The sequence below is a fragment of the Dokdonia sp. MED134 genome, from assembly GCF_000152925.2.
Classification (GTDB): Bacteria; Bacteroidota; Bacteroidia; order Flavobacteriales; family Flavobacteriaceae; genus Dokdonia.
The window spans coordinates 544986-566525 of the sequence record NZ_CP009301.1 but is presented as its reverse complement, the minus strand read 5'-3'; the positions used below and the strand labels follow the sequence as shown (position 1 = coordinate 566525).

24 protein-coding genes are annotated in these 21540 nt (G+C 36.8%); 15 read left to right on the top strand and 9 right to left on the bottom strand.

Features of this window, described 5'->3' with window-relative positions:
• Positions 1-33: 33 nt before the first annotated feature.
• The 3 genes from MED134_RS02475 (at position 34) to MED134_RS02465 (ending at position 3457) form a co-directional block, all read left to right on the top strand.
• Complete coding sequence (locus MED134_RS02475; RefSeq protein WP_021778948.1) at positions 34-2067, top strand: hypothetical protein; 2034 nt, start codon at positions 34-36, stop codon at positions 2065-2067.
• A 21-nt stretch (positions 2068-2088) separates the two neighbouring features.
• Positions 2089-2904 carry a prohibitin family protein gene (locus tag MED134_RS02470; protein WP_021778949.1) on the top strand — a complete coding sequence of 272 codons (816 nt, stop codon included), beginning with the start codon at positions 2089-2091 and terminating at the stop codon, positions 2902-2904.
• 103 nt (positions 2905-3007) lie between these two features.
• Positions 3008-3457 carry a PepSY-like domain-containing protein gene (locus MED134_RS02465; protein ID WP_021778950.1) on the top strand — a complete coding sequence of 150 codons (450 nt, stop codon included), beginning with the start codon at positions 3008-3010 and terminating at the stop codon, positions 3455-3457.
• Positions 3458-3490: 33 nt separating this feature from the next.
• Here MED134_RS02465 and MED134_RS14640 read toward each other — a convergent pair whose 3' ends face one another.
• Positions 3491-4123 carry a hypothetical protein gene (locus tag MED134_RS14640; RefSeq protein ID WP_021778951.1) on the bottom strand — a complete coding sequence of 211 codons (633 nt, stop codon included), beginning with the start codon at positions 4121-4123 and terminating at the stop codon, positions 3491-3493.
• Entirely contained in the window at positions 4123-4809 is a 687-nt protein-coding gene (locus MED134_RS14635; RefSeq protein WP_021778952.1) for an OmpA family protein, read from the bottom strand. Before MED134_RS14635 ends, MED134_RS14640 begins: the two co-directional genes overlap by 1 nt.
• Positions 4810-5092: 283 nt before the next feature.
• On the opposite strand from MED134_RS14635, the gene hisG reads away from it, so the two are divergent.
• Genes hisG through MED134_RS02420 form a run of 7 tightly spaced genes read left to right on the top strand, consistent with a single transcriptional unit; the run spans position 5093 to position 11291 of the window.
• Entirely contained in the window at positions 5093-5953 is an 861-nt protein-coding gene (hisG, locus tag MED134_RS02450; protein WP_021778953.1) for an ATP phosphoribosyltransferase, read from the top strand.
• Between the two features lie 12 nt (positions 5954-5965).
• Positions 5966-7249: a histidinol dehydrogenase gene (hisD, locus tag MED134_RS02445; RefSeq protein ID WP_021778954.1), complete on the top strand. Its 1284-nt coding sequence runs from the start codon at positions 5966-5968 to the stop codon at positions 7247-7249.
• Between the two features lie 32 nt (positions 7250-7281).
• A complete protein-coding gene (hisC, locus tag MED134_RS02440; RefSeq protein WP_021778955.1) occupies positions 7282-8328 on the top strand; it encodes a histidinol-phosphate transaminase in 1047 nt (348 codons plus the stop codon).
• Positions 8328-9464, top strand: coding sequence for a bifunctional histidinol-phosphatase/imidazoleglycerol-phosphate dehydratase HisB (gene hisB / locus MED134_RS02435; RefSeq protein WP_021778956.1), 1137 nt, complete (start codon positions 8328-8330; stop codon positions 9462-9464). Before hisC ends, hisB begins: the two co-directional genes overlap by 1 nt.
• A complete protein-coding gene (gene hisH, locus MED134_RS02430; RefSeq protein ID WP_021778957.1) occupies positions 9464-10045 on the top strand; it encodes an imidazole glycerol phosphate synthase subunit HisH in 582 nt (193 codons plus the stop codon). Before hisB ends, hisH begins: the two co-directional genes overlap by 1 nt.
• Positions 10042-10764, top strand: coding sequence for a 1-(5-phosphoribosyl)-5-[(5-phosphoribosylamino)methylideneamino]imidazole-4-carboxamide isomerase (gene hisA / locus MED134_RS02425; protein WP_021778958.1), 723 nt, complete (start codon positions 10042-10044; stop codon positions 10762-10764). The genes hisH and hisA overlap by 4 nt, the downstream gene beginning before the upstream one ends.
• 11 nt (positions 10765-10775) lie before the next feature.
• On the top strand, positions 10776-11291 hold the full coding sequence (locus MED134_RS02420; RefSeq protein WP_021778959.1) for a DinB family protein: 516 nt from the start codon (positions 10776-10778) through the stop codon (positions 11289-11291).
• Here the strand turns inward: MED134_RS02420 and MED134_RS02415 are convergent.
• Genes MED134_RS02415 through MED134_RS02400 form a run of 4 tightly spaced genes read right to left on the bottom strand, consistent with a single transcriptional unit; the run spans position 11288 to position 14621 of the window.
• Complete coding sequence (locus MED134_RS02415; RefSeq protein WP_021778960.1) at positions 11288-12133, bottom strand: alpha/beta fold hydrolase; 846 nt, start codon at positions 12131-12133, stop codon at positions 11288-11290. The genes MED134_RS02420 and MED134_RS02415 overlap by 4 nt on opposite strands.
• A gap of 5 nt (positions 12134-12138) precedes the next feature.
• Entirely contained in the window at positions 12139-12498 is a 360-nt protein-coding gene (locus MED134_RS02410) for a cupin domain-containing protein (RefSeq protein ID WP_021778961.1), read from the bottom strand.
• 2 nt (positions 12499-12500) lie between these two features.
• A complete protein-coding gene (locus MED134_RS02405; RefSeq protein ID WP_021778962.1) occupies positions 12501-13046 on the bottom strand; it encodes a hypothetical protein in 546 nt (181 codons plus the stop codon).
• A gap of 39 nt (positions 13047-13085) precedes the next feature.
• The gene (locus tag MED134_RS02400) at positions 13086-14621 is read right to left on the bottom strand and encodes a helicase HerA-like domain-containing protein (protein ID WP_021778963.1); all 1536 of its coding nucleotides are present in this window, start codon (positions 14619-14621) and stop codon (positions 13086-13088) included.
• Between the two features lie 126 nt (positions 14622-14747).
• Between MED134_RS02400 and MED134_RS02395 the strand changes: the two genes are divergently transcribed.
• Both MED134_RS02395 and MED134_RS02390 read left to right on the top strand, forming a co-directional pair.
• Positions 14748-15236 (top strand): Rid family detoxifying hydrolase, encoded by a 489-nt coding sequence (locus tag MED134_RS02395; RefSeq protein ID WP_038596918.1) that lies wholly within the window; start codon positions 14748-14750, stop codon positions 15234-15236.
• Positions 15237-15273: 37 nt separating this feature from the next.
• The gene (locus MED134_RS02390) at positions 15274-16413 is read left to right on the top strand and encodes a hypothetical protein (RefSeq protein ID WP_021778965.1); all 1140 of its coding nucleotides are present in this window, start codon (positions 15274-15276) and stop codon (positions 16411-16413) included.
• A 74-nt stretch (positions 16414-16487) separates the two neighbouring features.
• Here MED134_RS02390 and MED134_RS02385 read toward each other — a convergent pair whose 3' ends face one another.
• The gene (locus MED134_RS02385; RefSeq protein ID WP_021778966.1) at positions 16488-16886 is read right to left on the bottom strand and encodes a PUR family DNA/RNA-binding protein; all 399 of its coding nucleotides are present in this window, start codon (positions 16884-16886) and stop codon (positions 16488-16490) included.
• A gap of 76 nt (positions 16887-16962) precedes the next feature.
• Entirely contained in the window at positions 16963-18720 is a 1758-nt protein-coding gene (locus MED134_RS02380) for an ABC transporter ATP-binding protein (RefSeq protein WP_021778967.1), read from the bottom strand.
• A 211-nt stretch (positions 18721-18931) separates the two neighbouring features.
• Between MED134_RS02380 and MED134_RS02375 the strand changes: the two genes are divergently transcribed.
• Genes MED134_RS02375 through yajC form a run of 3 tightly spaced genes read left to right on the top strand, consistent with a single transcriptional unit; the run spans position 18932 to position 20651 of the window.
• Entirely contained in the window at positions 18932-19843 is a 912-nt protein-coding gene (locus tag MED134_RS02375) for a transcription antitermination protein NusB (RefSeq protein WP_021778968.1), read from the top strand.
• Positions 19844-19891: 48 nt separating this feature from the next.
• Positions 19892-20350: a DUF1573 domain-containing protein gene (locus MED134_RS02370; protein ID WP_021778969.1), complete on the top strand. Its 459-nt coding sequence runs from the start codon at positions 19892-19894 to the stop codon at positions 20348-20350.
• A gap of 4 nt (positions 20351-20354) precedes the next feature.
• Positions 20355-20651, top strand: coding sequence for a preprotein translocase subunit YajC (gene yajC / locus MED134_RS02365; RefSeq protein WP_021778970.1), 297 nt, complete (start codon positions 20355-20357; stop codon positions 20649-20651).
• Between the two features lie 224 nt (positions 20652-20875).
• Here the strand turns inward: yajC and MED134_RS02360 are convergent, their stop codons facing one another.
• Positions 20876-21457, bottom strand: a complete 582-nt coding sequence (locus MED134_RS02360; RefSeq protein WP_052084128.1) for a superoxide dismutase family protein — start codon at positions 21455-21457, stop codon at positions 20876-20878.
• Between the last annotated feature and the right edge of the window lie 83 nt (positions 21458-21540).

Here is a 21540-nt window from a genome sequence, read left to right as displayed (position 1 = left end):
AGGTAAAACTCAATATAATTTAGTCATATACTATTGCAAACAGAGACACTATTATTAATTATTGGAGCTGCTATTCTCTCACTGGGAGTAGCGGTTTTTCAATATTTCTATCGTGTTAAATATAAAAGTAAGCGCAATCAGGTTTATGCATTTTTACGGTTTTTAACCATTTTTGGTTTACTGCTTTTACTTATCAACCCTAAGTATGAGCAAGTATCTTACTACACAGAGAAGCCTTCACTGGCTGTCGCTGTAGATAATTCTTCTAGTATTGCACACCTTGGTTATGATGGGGTGTCTCAAGATGTGATATCCCGCTTTCGCGAAAGCGTAAAACTCAACGATGCTTTTGATATTCAGTACTATCAATTTGGAGATGATTTTAAATCACTAGATTCCCTTTCATTTACTAATAAGCAGACTAATATCTCAAACGCTTTGCGTGGTCTGGAAGATATTTATACAACAGATGTAGCTCCTGTAGTACTAGTCACAGATGGTAATCAAACTTATGGAGAGGCCTATCAATATCTTGGTCAGAATTATAGCCAGCAGGTATATCCCGTAATACTGGGAGATACAATCATTTATGATGATCTCAAATTAGGTCAAATAAATGTAAATCGATATGCCTATATAAATAACAAATTTCCTGTTGAGATTTTTGCTTCTTATAATGGTAAAGCAACAGTACAATCTGTGCTTACTATACGTTCTGGAGGTAAAACTTTACATAAGCAGTCTGTAAATTTTAGCCCAGATAATGCATCACAAATTTTTAATATAGAAGTTCCTGCAACACAAGTAGGAGTGAGACAATATAGTGTGAGTCTTGTGCCTGTTGCAAGTGAGAAGAATAAAAGTAATAACTATAAAAACTTTGCGATAGAGGTTATAGATCAAAAAACGAATGTACTTCTTATAAGTAATATAGTTCACCCAGATGTGGGAATGCTTAAAAAGAGTATCGAGAGTAATAGGTTGCGCACGGTTACCTTCACAAAACCATCAGACGCGATTTCTAAAATAAATGAGTATGAACTTATTATACTCTATCAACCAGACGCAAGCTTTAATGATGTCTATAAACAACTAGAAACACTAGCTAAAAATAGTATAACAATAACTGGAGAGTACACTGGCTGGAATGCTATAAATAAATTTCAAAAAACAATCACACAAGAGATTACAGGTCAAACAGAAGAAGTACAAGCTCGGCTTAATCCTAACTTTTCTGCTTTTGTAATTGAGGATATAGGTTTTGAAGATTTCCCACCCCTAGTTGCGGCCTTTGGAGAGACGCGTTTTAATACAAATGCAGACATTGCTTTATCACAAAGTATAGGCCTTGTGGAGACTAGTCAACCACTTATAGCCACAACAGAAGATAGTGGAAGAAGAGAGGTATATATATTAGGAGAAGGTTTATGGAAGTGGCGAGCACAGAGTTTTGTAGACAAGCGTGATTTTAAATCTTTTGATAATTTTATAGATAATCTAGTACAATATGCTGCTTCAAACAAGAAGAAAAGTAGACTTAACTTAGATTATGAGTCGTTTTACTATGGCAATAAAGCAGTGATGCTTTATGCACAGTACTTTGATAAAAATTACAATTTTGATGCAAGGGCTAAAGTGTCTATAAAAGTGATAAACCAGGAGTCAAAAAAGCTTACAGAGATTCCATTATTACTTAAAAAGAACACCTACCAGGTAGATATGAATAATCTTGAGCCTGGAAGTTATAAGTTTACCGTATCTGTAGCAGATCAAGGTATCGCGCGTTCTGGATCTTTTACAATTGTTCCTTTTGATATAGAGCAACAATTTTTAAATGCAAATGTAAAACAGCTACAACTTCTAGCGTCTCATACAGATGGCGGTTTATATAACCCTGTAAGCTTAGATAAACTTATAACGTCGCTCGTTGCAGATAATAGATATAAACCTATACAGAAGAGTACAAAAAATAGTGTACCTTTTATAGACTGGAAATTACTACTTGCAATTTTGGCATTACTGCTCGCTTTGGAGTGGTTTATGCGCAAGTATAATGGACTTACTTAAAACCAAAATTAAAAATTAGCTATGGAAAAATTACCTAAAATTGGAGTGCCTGTCGTAATAGGCCTCGTTATTCTACTCGTGATTATCACAAAATCTGCCATCACAATAGACTCTGGAGAGGCTGGGGTGTTGTATAAAACATTTGGCGGTGGTGTGGTAACAGATGAGCCACCACTAGGAGAAGGATTTCACCTAGTAGCCCCTTGGAACAAAGTGTACGTTTATGAAGTGCGTCGTCAAGAGCTTTTTGAAAAAATGAAAGTACTATCTTCAAACGGACTAGATATACAACTTGATGCCTCTGCTTGGTACAAGCCTAGATACAATGATGTAGGTAAGTTACACCAAGAGATAGGTGAAGATTACTTACAACGTATCTTATTACCTACTATACGATCTGCAGCGAGATCTGTTGTGGGGCGTTATACGCCAGAGCAGTTATATTCTTCTAAGAGAGATGCGATACAGTCAGAAATTTTTGAAGAAACAAAGAAGATAATAAAGGATCAGTATATCGAACTAGATGAGATACTAGTAAGAGATGTAACCCTGCCAAATACAATTAAAGAAGCTATCGAGCGTAAATTAAAGCAAGAGCAAGAGTCTCTTGAGTATGAATTCCGTCTAGTAACAGCTACAAAAGAGGCAGAAAAAGTACGTATAGAAGCACAAGGTAAGGCAGATGCAAACAAAATTCTTAGTGCGTCACTTACAGATAAGATTCTACAAGATAAAGGTATTGATGCAACAATAGAGTTATCAAAATCTCCAAATTCTAAGGTGATAGTTGTAGGTTCTGGTGAATCTGGACTACCATTAATTTTAGGAAATAATTAGAATACTCTCTAAAATTATATGAAAGTGTTAAGATGACGCTTTCGCGAAAGCTTATATCTTTACAGTCTACTCGTCATAATGGGTAGATTGTAAAGATTTTTTTATGTTCAAATATCAGAAAGTACTTTTATTATTTGGCTTTATACTCGCAGTGAGTTGTGGTCAAAAAGTTGAAAGTCAAAATAGTAAGAAAGGATATGCACCAGAGGTAGTTAAGGCTACATTTCAAGCCAAATATCCAGGAGAGAATGATCCAGACTGGCACGTAGACTCAAATGGAAATTATGAGTCAAGATTTAGAATAGATGGTATAAGACACCGTGCAGATTTCAGTCCTAATGGAGATTGGATTGAGACAGAAGTAAGTATAGATAAGGATGAATTGCCAAAGGCAATTAAAAAAGCTATAAAAAGAGATTATAGTCACGAGAAGATCACAGAGATTGAGCGCGTGCAAAGCGCCGAAAAAGGGCTATTTTATGACGTAGAATTTAAACGTAAAGGGAAAAATAAAGATGTAGAGTTTAATGAGGCAGGTGAGGAGATAAATTAATAAATCTATGTTTTATATAAATGAAAAAACCACCTAGTAGGTGGTTTTTTCATTTATCATATTTTTTTTTGAGTTTCCTTTTTCGTTATCCTCTGTTTGTGTATTCTCGGTAAGTCTTTTTGCCTTTGCTACCCATCTATCATTTTTAATTCTATCTGGAAAAAACTTAATGAGCTTTGTTACTGCGGCGATGTCGTCATTATTAAAACGGCTTATTTGCTCGTAAGTGTAAATCCCTAGTTCATTGAGTTTAGCCTCAGTATATGGACCTATTCCAGTAATTTGTTGTAAGTCATTACGTTCTGCCATTGTGGCTCTTCCTATGCGTTCATAACTTATAGGGTCCTTAATTTCTGTTTTAGAGAGCTTTTCTGTAAGCACATCATCAGAAAAAGCTCTGTTTCGTATCTGTAGATGCTCATATTCCTCATCCATACGGTCTTTTCTAAAAACGCCATCTGCCTTTCTATCTAACTCGTCTTGTAGATTTTTGATGGTATTGTTGAGCTGCTGTAACGTGTTTTTATGCTGTTGTTCTTTACGTTTGTGAGCAAATTTTTGAGAGAGTTGCGATCCTCCATAACCTATCAAAAATGCAACAAGAGTCATTATAAATGTCTCTATATAAGCAATGGGTATTGATATGGCCTCCTGTAATGCGAGCATTAATCTACTATAATTTCTATTCTGTTGTTTTGGCGTCGTCCAGATACGGTGTTATTTGAGGCGATAGGTTCTTCTTCACCTCTTGAGGTAGCAGTAATTTTACTGCGGGGGATTCCTCTACGTGCTGTAAGATACCATTTAATTTGTCTTGATTTTTTTAAACCTGTGCTAAAATTATCTCGAGCATTTCCTACGTTATCTGTATGGCCTAATATTGTTACTTTTTTATCTGGATTATTTTTTAATAATTCTTTGAGTTCAGATGCATATGCAACGAGCTCTTTATCAAGTATTAAATCTGTATTGTTATACTGCGGGTAAAATACCTCGCTAGAAAAAGAAGGGCCTGAAAGTGAATTAAGCTCTTTTTCAAAAGTAATAACCGGTTCATCTTTTGTAAAATCTACAGTATCACTTATAGCAATAGATTTTTGTATTTCTTCAGCAATAAAAATGGACGCCTCCCTATCGATGTGCGTTTTTGAAATGCTATCTATAGTTTTTATCTCGCTATTACTAGTACTTGTCGTAGTTGGTTTAGTAATAGGTTGTTTATCATTACTATTAGAAATTGTAGTAGATGAATTCTTTTCTATAAATGGTGATGGCTCCTTAGCACTTACGTAATAGATACACGTAAATGACCAAAGTAAAAAAACAAGGAAGGCCCCCAAAAATCCTTTCATAGTTAAATTTATGTGCTTTAGTAGTTGAATTAAAGCGCTATGCCAAATCTACTAAAAAGTTCTGTGTGTTAAGTAATTATTAAATCACTTTATTCACTTGTTTTTAACAAAAGACTTCTTAAATTTGTGCCAGTAATGAAATTGAACAAAACACATCATCACCATACTACATTATTCGCTCAAGCGAGGTAGTTTGGTATGTAAATAATTCATATATAAACCCGTTTGAGATACTCAAACGGGTTTTTTCTTTTTTGGGTAATTCAAACACAAACCAACAAAAATGAGTCAAAAAATTAGAATTGCTATTCAGAAGTCAGGTCGTCTCAATGAGGAGTCTTTACAACTGCTTAAAAACTGTGGTGTATCTATAGATAATGGTAAGGATCAACTTAAAGCCATTGCTAGAAACTTTCCACTAGAAGTTTTATACTTACGTAACGGTGATATCCCTCAGTACTTAAGAGACGGAGTGGTAGATATCGCAATACTTGGAGAAAATACACTTATAGAAAAAGGAAAGGACCTTCCTATCATAGAGAGATTAGGTTTTTCAAAATGCAAGGTGTCACTAGCGATCCCAAAAGGACAAGAATATAACTCTGTAAAAGATCTTGAAGGTAAGCGCATTGCAACTTCATATCCTAATACAGTAAGAGAATACCTAGCTGAAAAAGGTGTAAACGCAGAGCTACACATCATTAACGGTTCGGTAGAAATTGCCCCAAATATTGGACTTGCAGATGCTATCTGTGATATTGTTTCTAGTGGTAGTACATTATTTAAAAACAACCTTAAGGAAGTAGAGCAAATGCTCACGTCTGAGGCTGTTCTTACTGCATCACCTACTATTTCTGACGAGCGTAAGGAGCTTTTAGAAACACTTAAATTCCGCATAAAATCTGTACTTGCAGGACAACGCAGTAAGTATGTACTTATGAATGTGCCAGACGCAAAGCTTGATGATGTTATCGCAATGCTTCCAGGTATGAGAAGTCCTACGGTTTTACCACTAGCACAAGAAGGCTGGAGTAGTGTACACTCAGTAATAAATAAAGATAGCTTTTGGGATGTGATAGATAATCTCAAAAAAGCAGGTGCAGAAGGAATACTTGTATGCCCAATCGAAAAAATGGTACTATAATTTTACATTGCTATGAATAAGATTTATAATCCAGAAAGAAGTGAGTGGGCAGAAATTCTAAAAAGACCTACTCAAACTGTAGATGATATAGAAGCCACCGTTACCGATATTTTTAAGGAAGTAAAGGAAAAAGGAGATACTGCGGTAGCAAAGTACACAAGCATCTTTGATAATGTGACTCTTGAGAGCACTGCAGTAACTGATACAGAAATAGAGGAAGCGCAAGAGCTTATATCTAACGAGTTAAAGGAAGCCATACAACTTGCAAAAGGTAATATAGAACGTTTTCACACAGCTCAAAAAACAGAGAGAGTAGCTATTGCTACTACAGAAGGGGTAGACTGCTGGCAAGAAAAAAGGCCTATTCAAAAAGTGGGTCTTTATATACCGGGAGGTACAGCGCCATTATTTTCTACTATACTAATGCTCGCAATGCCAGCAAACATCGCTGGTTGTAAAGAGATTGTATTATGTACACCACCAGATAAAGAAGGAAAGGTAAACCCTGCCATTCTTTATACAGCAAAGCTAAGCGGAGTTACAAAAATCTTTAAAGTAGGAGGTATTCAGGCTATTGCTGCGATGACCTTTGGTACAGAGAGAGTTCCTCAAGTTTATAAAATATTTGGACCAGGTAATCAGTTTGTGACTGTTGCAAAGCAGCTTGCTACAAAGCACGGAGTGGCTATTGATATGCCAGCAGGCCCATCAGAATTACTTGTTGTGGCAGATGATGCTGCTCAGGCAAGTTTTGTAGCTTCAGACTTATTAAGTCAGGCAGAGCACGGTGTTGATAGTCAGGTGATTTTGGTTTCTACTTCAAAGGATTTGATAGACGAGGTAGAAAAAGAAGTAGAAGAGCAGATGAGTACGCTTTCGCGAAAGCGTATTGCAGAAAAAGCTATTGATAATAGTAAGCTCATTTATGTAAAAGACGATGAGACGGCACTCGCGCTGATAGATGAATACGGTCCAGAACACTTTATAGTTTGTACCTCAAATGATGACTACTATGTAGATAATATAGGTAATGCGGGATCTGTTTTTATAGGTAACTATACGCCAGAAAGCGCTGGAGATTATGCGTCTGGTACAAACCACACCTTACCTACAAATGGTTATGCTAAGCAGTACAGCGGTGTAAATCTAGATAGCTTTATGAAGTCTATGACATTTCAAAAAATATCTGAAACTGGAATAAAAAATATAGGTCGTGCTATAGAACTTATGGCAGAGGCAGAGGGTCTTGATGCTCATAAAAATGCGGTAACTCTTAGACTTAACGCATTAAAATAAAGCAGTAAAGATTATTAAGTACGTATAGCACAATGAATAAATTTGACATAAATAAGCTCGTAAGAGCAAATGTTGCAAAGATGAAACCGTATTCTTCTGCGCGAGATGAGTTTACAGATTTTGATAAAGAAATGGTTTTTCTAGATGCAAATGAAAATCCGTTTGATAATGGTGTAAACCGTTATCCAGACCCGCAACAGCGTAGTTTAAAGAGTTTGATAGCCTCTCAAAAAAAGGTCTCAGAATCTCAGATTTTACTAGGTAACGGAAGCGACGAGGTGCTCGATCTTATTTTTAGGGCATTCTGTAATCCTGGAGTAGATGGTATTATAACGGTACCACCTACTTACGGTATGTATAATGTACTGGCAGGTACAAATGATGTAGCAAATACAGAAGTACTCCTTACCGAAGATTTCCAACTGGATACTGAAGGTATTCTGAATGCTGTGAGTGATACTACAAAGCTCATTTTTATATGTTCACCAAACAATCCTACGGGTAATATGATCAAACCAGATCTTATTATTGAGGTTTTAGAAAACTTTAATGGGTTAGTAGTTCTTGATGAGGCATATATAGATTTTGCAGCAGCAGAGAGTTGGATATCACAGTTAGAAACTTATCCTAACCTGGTAATCACTCAAACGCTTTCTAAGGCTTACGGTCTTGCTGGTATACGTCTAGGTTTATGCTTTGCAAGTAAAGAAGTTATTGCGATTCTTAATAAAATCAAGCCTCCTTATAATGTAAATGCATTAACGCAAGATCGCGCTTATGATAGATTGAGCGATTTACCTATGGTTCATAATGAGGTAGATACCTTACTTGATAATAGAAAAACACTAGCAGCTGTGCTTAAGGATGTGGCTTTTGTAGAAAAAGTATATCCGTCTGACGCAAACTTTATTTTAACTAAAGTAGACGATGCAAACAAGCGTTATAACCAGCTTATAGAAAAAGGAATAGTTGTGCGCAATCGCAGCACACAGGCGCTTTGTGAGAACACACTACGTTTTACAGTAGGGACCAAAGAAGAAAATACAACACTAATAAACGCATTAAATACAATACAGTAATGGCAAAAAAAGTACTTTTTATCGACCGCGATGGTACAATGATTAAAGAAACGGTAGATGAACAAATCGATGCGTTTGAAAAAATGATTTTTTATCCTAAGTGTTTTACTTGGTTAGGTAAGATTGCTCAAGAGCTCGATTATGAGCTAGTGATGATTACAAATCAAGATGGTTTAGGAACAGATTCTTTTCCAGAAGATACATTCTGGCCAGTGCATAACTTCATTATGAAGTCTTTTGAAAATGAAGGTGTTGTTTTTGATAATGTATTTTTAGATAGAACCTTTCCGCACGAAAATAAAGACACTAGAAAGCCTGGGACCGGTTTACTTACACAATATTTTTCTGAGGAGTATGATCTCAAAAACTCTTTTGTAATAGGTGATAGACTTACAGATATGCAACTTGCGACAAATCTGGGAGCCAAAGGAATCTATATAAATGATAACACAAACCTTGGTACTGGTGAGATTACCATCTCTGAAGATGAGCTCAATAAAGACATCGCTCTAGAGACAAACGACTGGCAAAAAATATACGAGTTTTTAAAATTAGAAAGTCGTGTTGCTACGCTTGCGCGAAAAACTAATGAGACAGACATAAACATCACCCTTAACCTAGACGGTACAGGTAAATCTAACATAGACACAGGTCTAGCTTTCTTTGACCATATGCTTGACCAGATAGCGCGTCACGGGCAAATGGACCTTGATATTCAGGTAAAAGGAGATCTAGAAGTAGATGAGCATCACACTATAGAAGACACGGCAATTGCACTAGGAGAAGTGTTTGCCATTGCTTTAGGTAATAAATTAGGAATAGAGCGCTACGGTTTTTGCCTGCCTATGGATGACTGTCTTGCACAAGTTGCCATAGATTTTGGTGGTAGAAACTGGCTCGTATGGGAAGCAGATTTTAACCGTGAGATGATAGGTAAAATGCCTACAGAGATGTTTTACCACTTCTTTAAATCATTTACAGATGGAGCAAAGGCAAACCTAAATATCAAAGCCGAAGGAACAAACGAGCACCACAAGATTGAAGCTATCTTTAAGGCGTTTGCAAAAGCGATAAAAGTAGCCGTAAAGCGTGATGCAGATAAAATGATTCTTCCATCTACAAAAGGAATGTTATAATGAAAATTGTGATCATTAATTATGGCGCTGGAAACATCCAGAGCATAAAATTTGCGATAGAGCGCCTTGGTTATCAGGCGGTCTTAAGTGATAGTGAAGAAGAAATACGTAGTGCAGATAAAGTCATTTTTCCTGGAGTAGGAGAGGCGAGTAGTGCTATGAGTAAATTACGAGAGACTGGTCTCGATAAAGTGATTCCTACACTCACACAGCCTGTGCTGGGTATCTGTCTGGGTATGCAATTAATGTGTACAGGTTCAGAAGAAGGAGATACTATAGGTCTTGATATTTTTAATGTAGATGTAGTACGCTTTCGCGAAAGCGTAAAAGTCCCACAAATACAGTGGAACACCATTAACAATCTATCATCACCACTTTTTAATCAAGTAGCCGAAGATTCTTTTATATATATGGTGCACAGTTTTTATGCTCCCGTAGTAGAAGACACGATTGCGACTACTACGTACGGACTTCCTTACAGTAGTGCTCTTGCCAAAAATAATTTTTATGGAACTCAGTTCCACCCAGAAAAAAGTAGCGCTGTAGGAGAGCAAATACTTAAAAACTTTTTAGAATTATGAGAATAATACCTGCTATAGATATCATAGATGGTAATTGTGTGCGTCTCTCAAAGGGAGATTATAACACAAAGAAAATATATAATGAAAATCCGCTGGAGGTTGCAAAGCAGTTTGAGGCACACGGTATCACGCATTTACACCTTGTAGATTTAGATGGTGCAAAAAGCAAGCACATTGTAAACCACAAAATCCTCGAGCAAATAGCTACAAAGACTGCGTTAAAAGTAGACTTTGGAGGAGGTCTTAAAACAGACGAAGATTTACGCATAGCCTTTGAGAGCGGAGCTTCTCAAATAACTGGTGGTAGTATTGCTGTAAAGAATCCAGATACGTTTAAAAGCTGGTTGTCAAAATTTGGTAGTGATAAAATTATCTTGGGAGCAGATGCTCATCATCGTAAAATTGCTATCTCTGGCTGGCTAGAGGAGTCTGATGATGATGTGGTGGAGTTTATAAACGCTTATCAAAAAGAAGGTGTCTCTTATGTAATCTGTACAGATATAAGTAAAGACGGTATGCTAGAAGGGCCTAGTTTTGACTTATATCAAGAAATACTTGCTAGCACACCAGACTTAAAACTTATTGCTTCTGGAGGAATTTCTACCTTTGACGAGTTGCCAAAGCTTGCAGAGATGGGCTGTGAGGGAACCATTATAGGGAAGGCAATCTATGAGAATAGAATCACATTAAAGCAACTAGAAGATTTTATACTAAGTTAGAACGTATAGATATGATTAATACTTGGCATCAAGATTTTAAGGACAATGCTATTTTTAGGCTAGAAGAGAATGTGCGTATGATAAGTATTGCGCTTTCTAAGGTAGTAGAGGAGGAGCTGTGGACAAAGCAAAACCAGAGTCTCAACACACTTGGTAACCAGTTATTGCATATCTGTGGCAATATGACACAATATATCGTTTCTGGTCTTGGTGGTAATCCAGATGAGCGTAATAGAGAAGAGGAGTTTAGTACCGAAGATGGTTTTACAAAAGATGAGTTGCTACAACGACTTTTACTTACTGTACAAACAGCCACGACTATTATAGATGATGCAACACCAGAAAACCTATTAAAGAAGCGAAAAGTGCAAGGTTTTGATCTCTCAGGTATAGGTATTGTATTACACGCTGTTGAGCATTTCTCATATCACACGGGGCAAATAGCTATGCAAGTAAAACTTGTTATAGACCAGCCCCTCGGGTTTTATGAGGGAATGAACTTAAACACCCTTAATGAAGAAGATTAAAATTCTTTCTTTAAGAATTTGATGATTTCAGATCTTACTTCCTCTTGATAAAGTGAGTGACCAAAACCTTCGGTCTCGATGTAGGTGCTTCCTTTCCAGTTTTTATGGATGTTTTGTGAGGCAGATACAGGAGTGATTTTATCAAACTTATCGTGGATTATTAAAGCAGGCAATGTAAGTTCTTTTGCAAAAGCTGCTCCAGAAAAACCTTTAAAGTCAAAACCAAATAACTCTTTTACGAGCTGTTCGAGAGACTTCATTGTTCGGTTATTAAGTCCTAAAATTGCTCTATAATCTATCATTATCTCACTAAGCTCTGATGCAGATCCTAATATAACTGCAGATGTAAATTGTGTAGGTTTATAAGTATACTGATGAAAAACCGTAGCTAGTCCTCCTATAGAATGCCCTATAATATGGTCTGGTTGGTATCGCTGTACAGCTTCTTCTATGGCTTTTGCATAACGCGGCACATTGAGTAACGTCCCTGTAGAGTTACCGTGAGCGGGTGCATCTATGGCATAAATATCATAGTTTTCTTTCTGTAGTTCTTCTACTAGTTTAAACCAGCGATGGGCATTGCTTTCCCAGCCGTGTATAAGAAGTACTTTTTTACCAGTGCCTTCCCAGTGATATGCTTGTAACTCACACGATCCAGAAGGAAAACGTTCATAAGCAGCATTTTCTAGATAAGCAACCTGCTCACCATAAGGTTTACCCTTGCGTGGTGTGCAGAATATATTAAAAGCTTGCTGAGCTGCAGCTCTAGGATTTACTAAACTTAGTGCATTTATCTTAGTTCCTATAGCCTTAGGGATGAATCGTTGTAGGGTCTTTTTCAAAATATCTATTCTTCTCTATGAACTGAATCTGGTGAAAACGCAGGTGTACAAACCGCCATATACTCACACTCTGTATCAAAAGGATTGCTGTATTGCACTCTGGTATTGCGAGCAATTTTAATACTCTGGCCGGCGTGAAGTACTACGGTATCACCATCTATGATAAATTGCTTTTTACCTTTTATAATATATGTATATTCATCAAACTCCGGCGTTTGAAATGGCTCACTCCACCCTGGTGGAGCAATCATATGAGCAATGCTTATATCATTATTACCATCTGTCGCTTTTCCCCAGTGCTCTTCTATGGTTTTACCATCTGTAGTGGGTACTACAAAAGGGCTTTTTTGGATTTTATAACTCATATTTACCAGCTTATTTGAATATACTTAATAGGAGCATCATCAGGGATTTGAGTAAGTTCAACCTTAGTGGTTGTATCAAACATAAGTTCTGATGGCAAGTGTTTTTTATCTATAGTAAAGTACACATCACTATCTTCTATCAAAACAACAATGGTAGATATAAGGTTTTCTATACGCTTTATCTTGTGTCCATCTAGAATATCCTTAAAAGTACTTTTTACAGTAACTCCACCATCTGTTGTATAGCGCTCGTCATATAAACGTATGTAATTTATTGTAGCATCAGAGTCGCCCGTGGTAGGTTCTAGTTCTAATAATTTTTTACCTCCTTTTTCAAAAACGGTAATATATTGTACAGGTGCTTTTAGTTCTGTAGATCCATTTGCATCTACAAGGCTATCATTTACAAAGGTGGTTTTAAGTTCACTTACTTTTGTAGTTTTAGTAAGTGGTCCTACACCTTCATTTGTAATAGCAAAGTTTCCAGAGTTACTACAGCTAGTAGCTATTAAACCTAGAATAGAAAGGGCTATTATATTTTTTTTCATAAAATTAAATTGAGGGTACGCATATAAAATGCGCAATTATTATTTTAACATTTTACCTAGTATCCCAAAGACACCACGTATTACGGTAGCACTTGTAAGCACTTTTATTAATGCTTTTGATCCAGCACTTTGAGTAGACCTAGAACTTTTAGATCTAGAAGACGTTTTTGAAGCTTTGGCTCTTTCTTTTTGAGCCTTTTCCTTTGCTTCCGCTTCGTTTGCTTTATCTATTTTCTTTTTGAGTAGCTCGTAGGCACTCTCTCTATCTGAGATTTCGCTATATTTTTCTACAAGCTCAGACCTGTCGTTTATACCGTCTATTTCCTTTTGGGTTAATACATCCATACGTGACATAGGTGCACGTAACATTGTAGCTGCAAGTGGAGTAGGGCGACCCTTCTCATCGAGAGCAGATACAAGTGCTTCTCCTATACCTAAAGATGTAAGAACGGTCTTTGTGTCATAATATTTAGAATCTGGATAGTTTTCGGCAGTGAGTTTTATAGCTTTTCTATCTTTTGCAGTAAATGCACGTAATGCGTGTTGCACTTTAAGACCTAACTGGCTCAATACACCATCTGGAATATCTGTTGGGTTTTGAGTTACAAAATAAATTCCTACACCTTTAGACCGTATCAACTTTACAATACTCTCTATCTGGCTATGTAACGCTTTTGATGCCTCCTTAAATATGAGGTGTGCTTCATCTATAAAAATTACAAGCTCTGGCTGGCCGCTATCTCCTTGCTCTGGAAATGTAGAGTAAATCTCTGCAAGTAGACTCAACATAAAAGTTGAGAATAATTTAGGTCTGTCTTGTATATCTGTAAGGCGTATCACATTTATTACTCCACGACCGTCAGAGGTGGTGCGAGTAAGGTCATCTGTGTCAAAAGATTTTTCTCCAAAGAAAATATCTGCTCCCTGCTGTTCTAGTTCTACTATTTTACGCAGGATAGAACCAGAAGAAGCTGGAGAGATACGCCCATACTCTTCTTCTATTTCTGCCTTACCTTCTTTGGTCGCATATTGTAAAATCTTTTTAAAGTCTTTAAGATCTAGCAGCGGTAATTTTTTATCATCACTGTACTTAAAAAGTATAGAGATAATACCAGACTGTGCCACCGTAGCGTCAAGTATACGTGAGAACAGCACAGGTCCAAACTCACTTACGGTAGCTCTAAGGCGCACGCCATTTTGTTCAGAAAGTGTGAGGAGTTCTACTGGGAAATCTTTGGCATCAAAGGGTAGGCCTATCTTCTCGTGGCGCTCATCTATCTTTGCGTGACCTGGGCTTGCTTTTGCAATACCAGAGAGATCACCTTTCATATCCATAAGTAGTACCGGTATCCCTTTGTCAGACAGATTTTCGGCAAGCACTTGTAATGTTTTTGTTTTACCAGTACCTGTAGCACCAGCAATGAGACCGTGACGATTAAGAGTTTTAAGAGGTACTTTTACGTGAGCATTTGTGATGGTCTCGCCATCTAGCATTGCTGCTCCCATAGTGATAAAGTCACCCTTAAAGGTGTTTCCTGTTGTAATAGATTTTAGAAACTCTTCTTTTCTTTCCATAGTAGATTGTTGTGTTTACGCTTTCGCGAAAGCGTACTAAATCGCATTTATCTCAAAGTTTAAAAATACATAATAGTTAAAAAATGTTGCCATCTATCCGTACATTTATTACCAAAATCTATAACTATGAGGCCTATTATATTGACAATCTTTGGGATGCTTTTACTCACTTCTTGTAAAGAGGAGTTACAAAGACCCCACACACCACCTCCTGAAGGTCATATGGAGAAGAGAGCTCCTGTGTTCCACACGTCTCACGAGCCTACTAAGGCAGACGCACCATTTTCTGATGCGGTGCAGGTGGGCGATATATATTTTTTATCTGGACAAATAGGAATAGATCAAAGCACGAGAACACTCGTAACAGGCGGCATTGAAGCCGAAACAAAGCAAGCCTTAGAAAACATAAAAGCGGTGCTTGCACATCACAATCTAGAAATGACAGATGTTGTAAAAGCAATGGTTGTGCTAGATGATATTGAGGATTTTGCAACATTTAACGCTATCTATAAATCGTACTTGCCACAAAAACCCGCTAGAACCACCTTTGCAGCAAAGGCACTGGCCGCAGGGGCAAAAATTGAGATTGAAGTTATTGCTGTAAGGAAGAAATAACTTACTTTTATTCAATAAATTAAAACATCATCAATCAATGAAACTTTTTAAATTTTTACCTTTTTTACTTCTAGGCTTCACCGCCTGTTCTAATGACGACGATACGACTAGCGTAGCCGAGTCTGATGTAAATACCGCACTGGCTCAAATAGCAATCATAGGAGACAATCTAGTTACTGGATCTAGTGGTAATGTGGTTACTTGGAATTATCTAGATGAGCAAAGTACAACTGTAAATTTACAAGAGGAAATAGGCTTTGAGTTTGGCTTTTTAAGAAACACCTTTAGGGATCGCCTAGCGATAGCTTCTGGCATACCTACTTCTCAGTTTATCACATATAGCGTGGTTAATGGAGACCAAGAGGTTTATAGTGATTACTTTACTCCGTCTAACCCTGTAAATGAATCTGAGCTTTATACGACAAATACCGAAAATAATATCATTACTTATTATTTGAATGAGTCTAGTAGCTGTTGCAACTTAAACGTAAGTACATATAATAAAACTACTAGCGTTATAACCGATGCTTACATAGGTAATATAACAATAAACGATGTCAATTCAAGTGTGATGGCAAAAGGATCTAAGACATTTATAGTAGGTACAGATACTCTTACAGGCGTAAAGAAGCTATTTGTACACAATGCAGAGACTGGGATGCCAGTGGGAGTGTGGGATATAGATCAGTATGGTGCTTACATATACGATGAGAATCTTGACGAGATGTACCTATTTGACTTTAACGGTGCTTCGCTTGCATACGCCACGCTAGATTTTGAAACGCTTACGATAAGCGAGCAGAGTTCTTTTCCGAGCGGTTTTACAGTTACAGAAGGATTTAATCAAACTAAATCACTAGCTCAAGAACTTGTTTATAAAGACCCTACCGGAAAAATAGCAAATGTGTATAATTACAATACAAATACAATTAGTACTTATACAGAGGTAGGTCTCATCAATACCATTTTAGATCAGACTGGGATGAGTATAAACATACGCAATACAGATATAGCGCAGTTTACATCTTATTATATTGTAATGGGTACTACAGAAGTAGATGGAGAGACTCAAGGGGTAGTGGTTATTCTCAACAGAGATTTAACGGTAATACAAACAGCCAATAGTGGAGATATACGACCACATAGTCTTGTGGAAATACCTATCATATTTAACTAAAAGACTTTTAAGCTAGACCAATAAAAAAAGCCACGTCATAAACGTGGCTTTTTTTATTTAATATCTTTTATGACTTATATATCGTCAAAGCTTACATCTGTAAACTTATCTGCCGTTGCAGTAGGCTCTTCTGAGGTTACCCCTCCAGAATCTACCACTTCTGACGCTACAGGTCTTGTATAATCATTCTGGTGGCGGTCAGATATTACTTCTTCACCTTTTTCTTCTAGTATGTAAGAAGTCATCTCATTAAGATTTTCTGTAAATCCAGCAAAGTCTTCTTTGTATAAATAGATTTTGTGTTTCTTAAAGTGGAAAGAACCGTCATCATTAGTAAACTTTTTACTCTCTGTAATGGTAAGGTAATAATCTCCTGCCTTTGTAGATCTCACATCAAAGAAGTACGTGCGTCGTCCTGCTCTAAGTACTTTTGAAAAAATCTCTTCATTGTCTCTTCCGTCGTAATCACTCATAATGGTCCTTCTTGTTTTGGATTGTGTGTTTGTTGTTTCAAAAATGATAAAAAATATACCATTGCCCAATTATTTTTTACATTTCTTTCTCGTCCAGCTGCTTTACATACAGCTCTTTATAGTAGCCTTCTTCTGTTATTAATTGATTATGAGATCCTTGCTGTGTGATTTTACCATCTTCGAGAATGATAATTTGATCGGCATTTTTTGCAGATGAGATTCTGTGGCTCACGATAATAGTGGTTGTATTTGTTGTGAGCTGCTGTAAATTGTTGAGTATTTCTTCTTCTGTCTCGGTATCTACTGCGCTTAATGAGTCATCTAGTAACAAGATTTTAGGAGATCCTATAAGTGCTCTTGCAATAGAGACGCGTTGCTTCTGTCCTCCAGATAGGGTTATGCCTCGCTCACCAAGTACGGTATCATACCCATCCTTAAAGTCTATGATATTATGGTGTACGGAGGCCGCTTTCGCGAAAGCGTAAACCTCTTCATCACTAGCATCTGTTTTACCAAATTTTATATTCTCACCTATGGTGTCAGAAAATAAGAAGGCATCTTGAGGTACATAACCTATCTCAGAACGAAAATCATTAAGATTAAGGTTTTTTATAGCTGTCCCATCTATGGCAATGGTTCCGTTTGTAACATCATACAGACGGCCTATGAGTTCTAAAATAGTAGATTTTCCAGATCCTGTAGGCCCTATAACAGCAAGTGTTTGTCCTGGCTGCACGGTAAAACTTATATTTTTTAGAGCTGTAATAAGTGTGTCTTCATACGTAAAAGTTACATCCTTAAAAGCGATAGCACCATTTATAGGTGTGTGCTCTGTAACGGTATTTACAATGTCTGGTTCGATTTCTAAAAACTCATTAATACGTACCTGAGATGCCTCTGCTGCTTTTATAATTGAGGTTACCCATCCTACAGTAGCAACTGGCCACGTGAGCATATTTACATACATTATAAACTCTACTAGGGTTCCTAGCTCTGCAATGGTACCATCTATATACTGCTGCCCACCTACAAATATCACAATGAGGTTACTCGCACCTATAAGCCCTATCATAAGTGGGAAGAAGAATGCTTGTACCTTAACGAGGTTTAGATTTTTTTGCTTGCTGTCTTCACTAAGTGTTGCAAAGTCTCTAAATGTATTAGGTTCTAAGGTATATGCTTTTATGACAGAGATACCACTAAAAGACTCTTGCGTAAACGTAGTAAGTTTTGATAGGTACTCTTGTACTATAGTACTACGCACGTGTATCGCGCGGCTTAGTTTATAAATAGCAATAGATAGTATAGGTAGTGGTATTAAGGTATATGCGGCGAGTGATGGAGCCATACGTACCATATAGGGTATTACTACAGCAAAGAGTACGAGAGCTTGTAGTAAATACATTATGGCTGGACCTAGGTACATACGTACTTTTGTTACATCTTCAGAGATGCGGTTCATAAGGTCACCAGTTCTATTTTTTTTATAAAAACCTAGGCTGAGACGCTGGTACTGTGCGTAGACATCATCTTTTAAATCTGCTTCTATAAATCTTGACACCACAATAATAAGCTGTCGCATTAAGAATGTAAAAAAACCAGAGAGTAGGGCAGCACCTAAAAGTAATCCTAGTTTAAAGAGCATACTATCTTTGAGGCCATCTAGGTTTGTGTCTCCACTTTTAATGTATGTTTCAACATCATTTACGATATCGCCTACAATATCTACATTAAAAACGGCAAAGACACGAGCTGCGATAACTATAAAGAAACCGGCTATAAGACGCCATTTATAACGTAAAAAATACTTGTTAAGAGATTTTAATGCACCCATCGCCGTACTGCAATTTTTTTGAAGCGCTAAGGTCGGTTTTTTTTAAGACCTGTGCGAGCCAAATTTTCCTATAACATAATTGATAAAATGTGATGATACTTTTAGAAATACTGTATTTTTGCATCGATTTAAAAACGAACCTAATTCGTTCTTATAACTATAAAAGTTCTTTGTCGCTATGTTAAACAGACGCCATATCCGTGTCAAAGTAATGCAAACCATTTACGCCCTAGGGAGTAAGGAGCAGTTTGATCTTCAAAATGAGGATAAATTTACGGTTGAGAGTATGAACCAGATGTACAATCTGTATCTCTTAATGCTAGATTTAATGGTGGAGGTTCACGCTTTCGCGAAAGCGGAACAAGAAAAAATCTCTAAAAAGATTCTAGCTACCGAAGAAGAAAAAAATCCTAACACAAAATTCATTAACAACCAGGTCTTGACAAAACTGTCAGACAACGCCGAGTTGCGTGATGAAATAAGCAAGCGTAAGCTCAAACACTGGAGACAGAATGATGAGTATGTTGCTATCATATATAACGAGATTGTAGCAAGTGATCGCTATGCCTCATATATGGAAGAGGAGGATACTACCTTTAAAATAGATAGAAAGTTTGTGGTAGATATCTATACAGAGATTATAGCGCCTAATGACAAGCTATACGATTATATAGAAGATGCGCGCCTTACCTGGATAGATGACTTGCCTATGATTAATATGGCAGTGTTAAGAAGACTGGGTAAGCTTAAACCAGCATCACCAGAGTCTTCATTACTACCTAGCTTATTTAAAAATGAGGAGGATGTACATTTTGGTACAGAGTTACTAGAGAAGACGGTTGCAAATGAGACTTTTCTTGCAAACGAGATTACAGAAAACACACCAAACTGGGATAAAGAACGTATCGCAGATGTAGATATGGTGCTTATAAAGATGGCACTTTGTGAGTTCTTAAAATTCCCTACCATACCTGTAAAAGTGACTATAAATGAGTACTTAGAAATCTCTAAGGAATACTCAACACCTAAGAGTAGCATCTTTATAAACGGTATACTTGATAAGCTTGTAAAACAATATGAGCGAGAAAAAAGGTTAAAGAAAGAGGGTAGAGGTTTAAAATAGTATACTTTTTCTTATTTTTACGAATCATTATTTATAAAAAAAACAACAATGAAAAAAGGTTTATTAGTATTAGGAGTACTTTCGGCTATGGTGTTTACTTCTTGTAAAGAAGATGCAGCAAGCAAAGTAAAAGAAGAAAATGTTGAAGTTGCAGCTGCAAGAGATGCACAGGCTACAACATACCCAGTGATTACTTTTGATGAGACTGAATTTGATTTTGGAAACATTGAAAAGGGAAACACTGTAGAGCACAAATTTACATTTACTAACACAGGTAAAGCACCACTAGTAATTGTAGATGCAAAGAGTTCTTGTGGATGTACAGTACCAGAATATTCTAAAAATCCAGTTGCACCAGGTGAGAAAGGTGAGCTTCTTGTAAAATACAACGGTAGCGGTACTAATCAAGTAACTAAAACTGTAACAATCAAAGCAAATACTGAGAGAGGTACAGAGACTGTAAAGATCAAAGCATTTGTAAACCCTGCTGCTGGAGCAGCTAAATAATATGATGGATCTTTTTAACGGAATAGGCGGTCCTATTCTATTATTTACGGTGTTTATAATATTCTTTATAGTATTACCACAACGTAAGAAACTCAAACAAGAAAAGAACTTTGATAAAGATCTTAAAAAGGGTGATCGTGTAATTACAAAAAGTGGTCTACACGGTAAGATTTTAGAACTTAATGATAATGGTACTTGTGTATTGGAAACAATGTCTGGTAAAATGAAGTTTGAAAGATCTGCACTATCTATTGAGATGACACAAGCGCTTAATAAAAGCGTTGTAGAAGCAAAGAAATAGTCTTTTCTAATTATTATACATAAGCCCTCGCAATTGCGAGGGCTTTTTTATGTCTTCTATTTCTATTATTTAATAGGGTCTATCTTCACACTAACTTATAGGTATGGATGAGATTATACGAGCATTACCTAAGTAATAAATAGGCTTGCATACTAATAGAATATGGCTCATAAAAAAAGGCTCTGCGGTAAGCAAGAGCCTTTTAACTATTTAATGGTCTGAAATTACTTTATAATCCCACCGCAAGAAATTCTTGCTCCTGCAGCACCACTAGGTTGTGATGTAAAATCATCTGTACCTTGGTGTACGATAATTGCTTTACCTACAACATCTTTTTTAGGATCTCCACAACCTATACACCACTGGTCTGTGCTCATTGTGATAGTTCCGTTTCCGTTTTCATCTGCTGGGAAGTTACCTATATCACCTTTATGATATCCCTCTGCTGCGCCCCACTTACCGTGCTGCTCGTTTGTAGGGTTCCAGTGTCCTCCTGTAGACTTTCCATCTGCACTTGAACAGTCTGCCTTGTCGTGTATGTGTATGGCGTGCATACCTTCATCTAGTCCACCTATTACGGCTGTAAATTTTACAACACCATCCTCTTCTTTAAAAACAACACTTCCAGAAGCTTTACTGTCACTCTTAGGTTCAAGTTTTAAAGTGAGTTTTTGCATCTCTGGCATAACTTCAACTTCTTCTACTTCAACAACCTCTATTACTTCTTCGCTTTCTTTTTTGTCACCTTTACAACTCGCTAGTGTGGCTAGAGAAAGTAAGGCTATTGTCATAAATCTGTATTTCATCATCTTTTGGTTTTGATAATTAGTAATTAATTAGCTCTAATATACCACGACAACTTAAGAAATACTAAGATTTTATAAAACCT

Coding starts and splice junctions, on each gene's coding strand:
- MED134_RS02470 (WP_021778949.1), top strand. CDS start 2,089: ATGGAAAAATTACCTAAAATTGGAGTGCCTGTCGTAATAGGCCTCGTT.
- MED134_RS02465 (WP_021778950.1), top strand. CDS start 3,008: ATGTTCAAATATCAGAAAGTACTTTTATTATTTGGCTTTATACTCGCA.
- MED134_RS14640 (WP_021778951.1), bottom strand. CDS start 4,123: ATGCTCGCATTACAGGAGGCCATATCAATACCCATTGCTTATATAGAG.
- MED134_RS14635 (WP_021778952.1), bottom strand. CDS start 4,809: ATGAAAGGATTTTTGGGGGCCTTCCTTGTTTTTTTACTTTGGTCATTT.
- hisG (WP_021778953.1), top strand. CDS start 5,093: ATGAGTCAAAAAATTAGAATTGCTATTCAGAAGTCAGGTCGTCTCAAT.
- hisD (WP_021778954.1), top strand. CDS start 5,966: ATGAATAAGATTTATAATCCAGAAAGAAGTGAGTGGGCAGAAATTCTA.
- hisC (WP_021778955.1), top strand. CDS start 7,282: ATGAATAAATTTGACATAAATAAGCTCGTAAGAGCAAATGTTGCAAAG.
- hisB (WP_021778956.1), top strand. CDS start 8,328: ATGGCAAAAAAAGTACTTTTTATCGACCGCGATGGTACAATGATTAAA.
- hisH (WP_021778957.1), top strand. CDS start 9,464: ATGAAAATTGTGATCATTAATTATGGCGCTGGAAACATCCAGAGCATA.
- hisA (WP_021778958.1), top strand. CDS start 10,042: ATGAGAATAATACCTGCTATAGATATCATAGATGGTAATTGTGTGCGT.
- MED134_RS02420 (WP_021778959.1), top strand. CDS start 10,776: ATGATTAATACTTGGCATCAAGATTTTAAGGACAATGCTATTTTTAGG.
- MED134_RS02410 (WP_021778961.1), bottom strand. CDS start 12,498: ATGAGTTATAAAATCCAAAAAAGCCCTTTTGTAGTACCCACTACAGAT.
- MED134_RS02405 (WP_021778962.1), bottom strand. CDS start 13,046: ATGAAAAAAAATATAATAGCCCTTTCTATTCTAGGTTTAATAGCTACT.
- MED134_RS02400 (WP_021778963.1), bottom strand. CDS start 14,621: ATGGAAAGAAAAGAAGAGTTTCTAAAATCTATTACAACAGGAAACACC.
- MED134_RS02395 (WP_038596918.1), top strand. CDS start 14,748: ATGAGGCCTATTATATTGACAATCTTTGGGATGCTTTTACTCACTTCT.
- MED134_RS02390 (WP_021778965.1), top strand. CDS start 15,274: ATGAAACTTTTTAAATTTTTACCTTTTTTACTTCTAGGCTTCACCGCC.
- MED134_RS02385 (WP_021778966.1), bottom strand. CDS start 16,886: ATGAGTGATTACGACGGAAGAGACAATGAAGAGATTTTTTCAAAAGTA.
- MED134_RS02380 (WP_021778967.1), bottom strand. CDS start 18,720: ATGGGTGCATTAAAATCTCTTAACAAGTATTTTTTACGTTATAAATGG.
- MED134_RS02375 (WP_021778968.1), top strand. CDS start 18,932: ATGCAAACCATTTACGCCCTAGGGAGTAAGGAGCAGTTTGATCTTCAA.
- MED134_RS02370 (WP_021778969.1), top strand. CDS start 19,892: ATGAAAAAAGGTTTATTAGTATTAGGAGTACTTTCGGCTATGGTGTTT.
- yajC (WP_021778970.1), top strand. CDS start 20,355: ATGGATCTTTTTAACGGAATAGGCGGTCCTATTCTATTATTTACGGTG.
- MED134_RS02360 (WP_052084128.1), bottom strand. CDS start 21,457: ATGAAATACAGATTTATGACAATAGCCTTACTTTCTCTAGCCACACTA.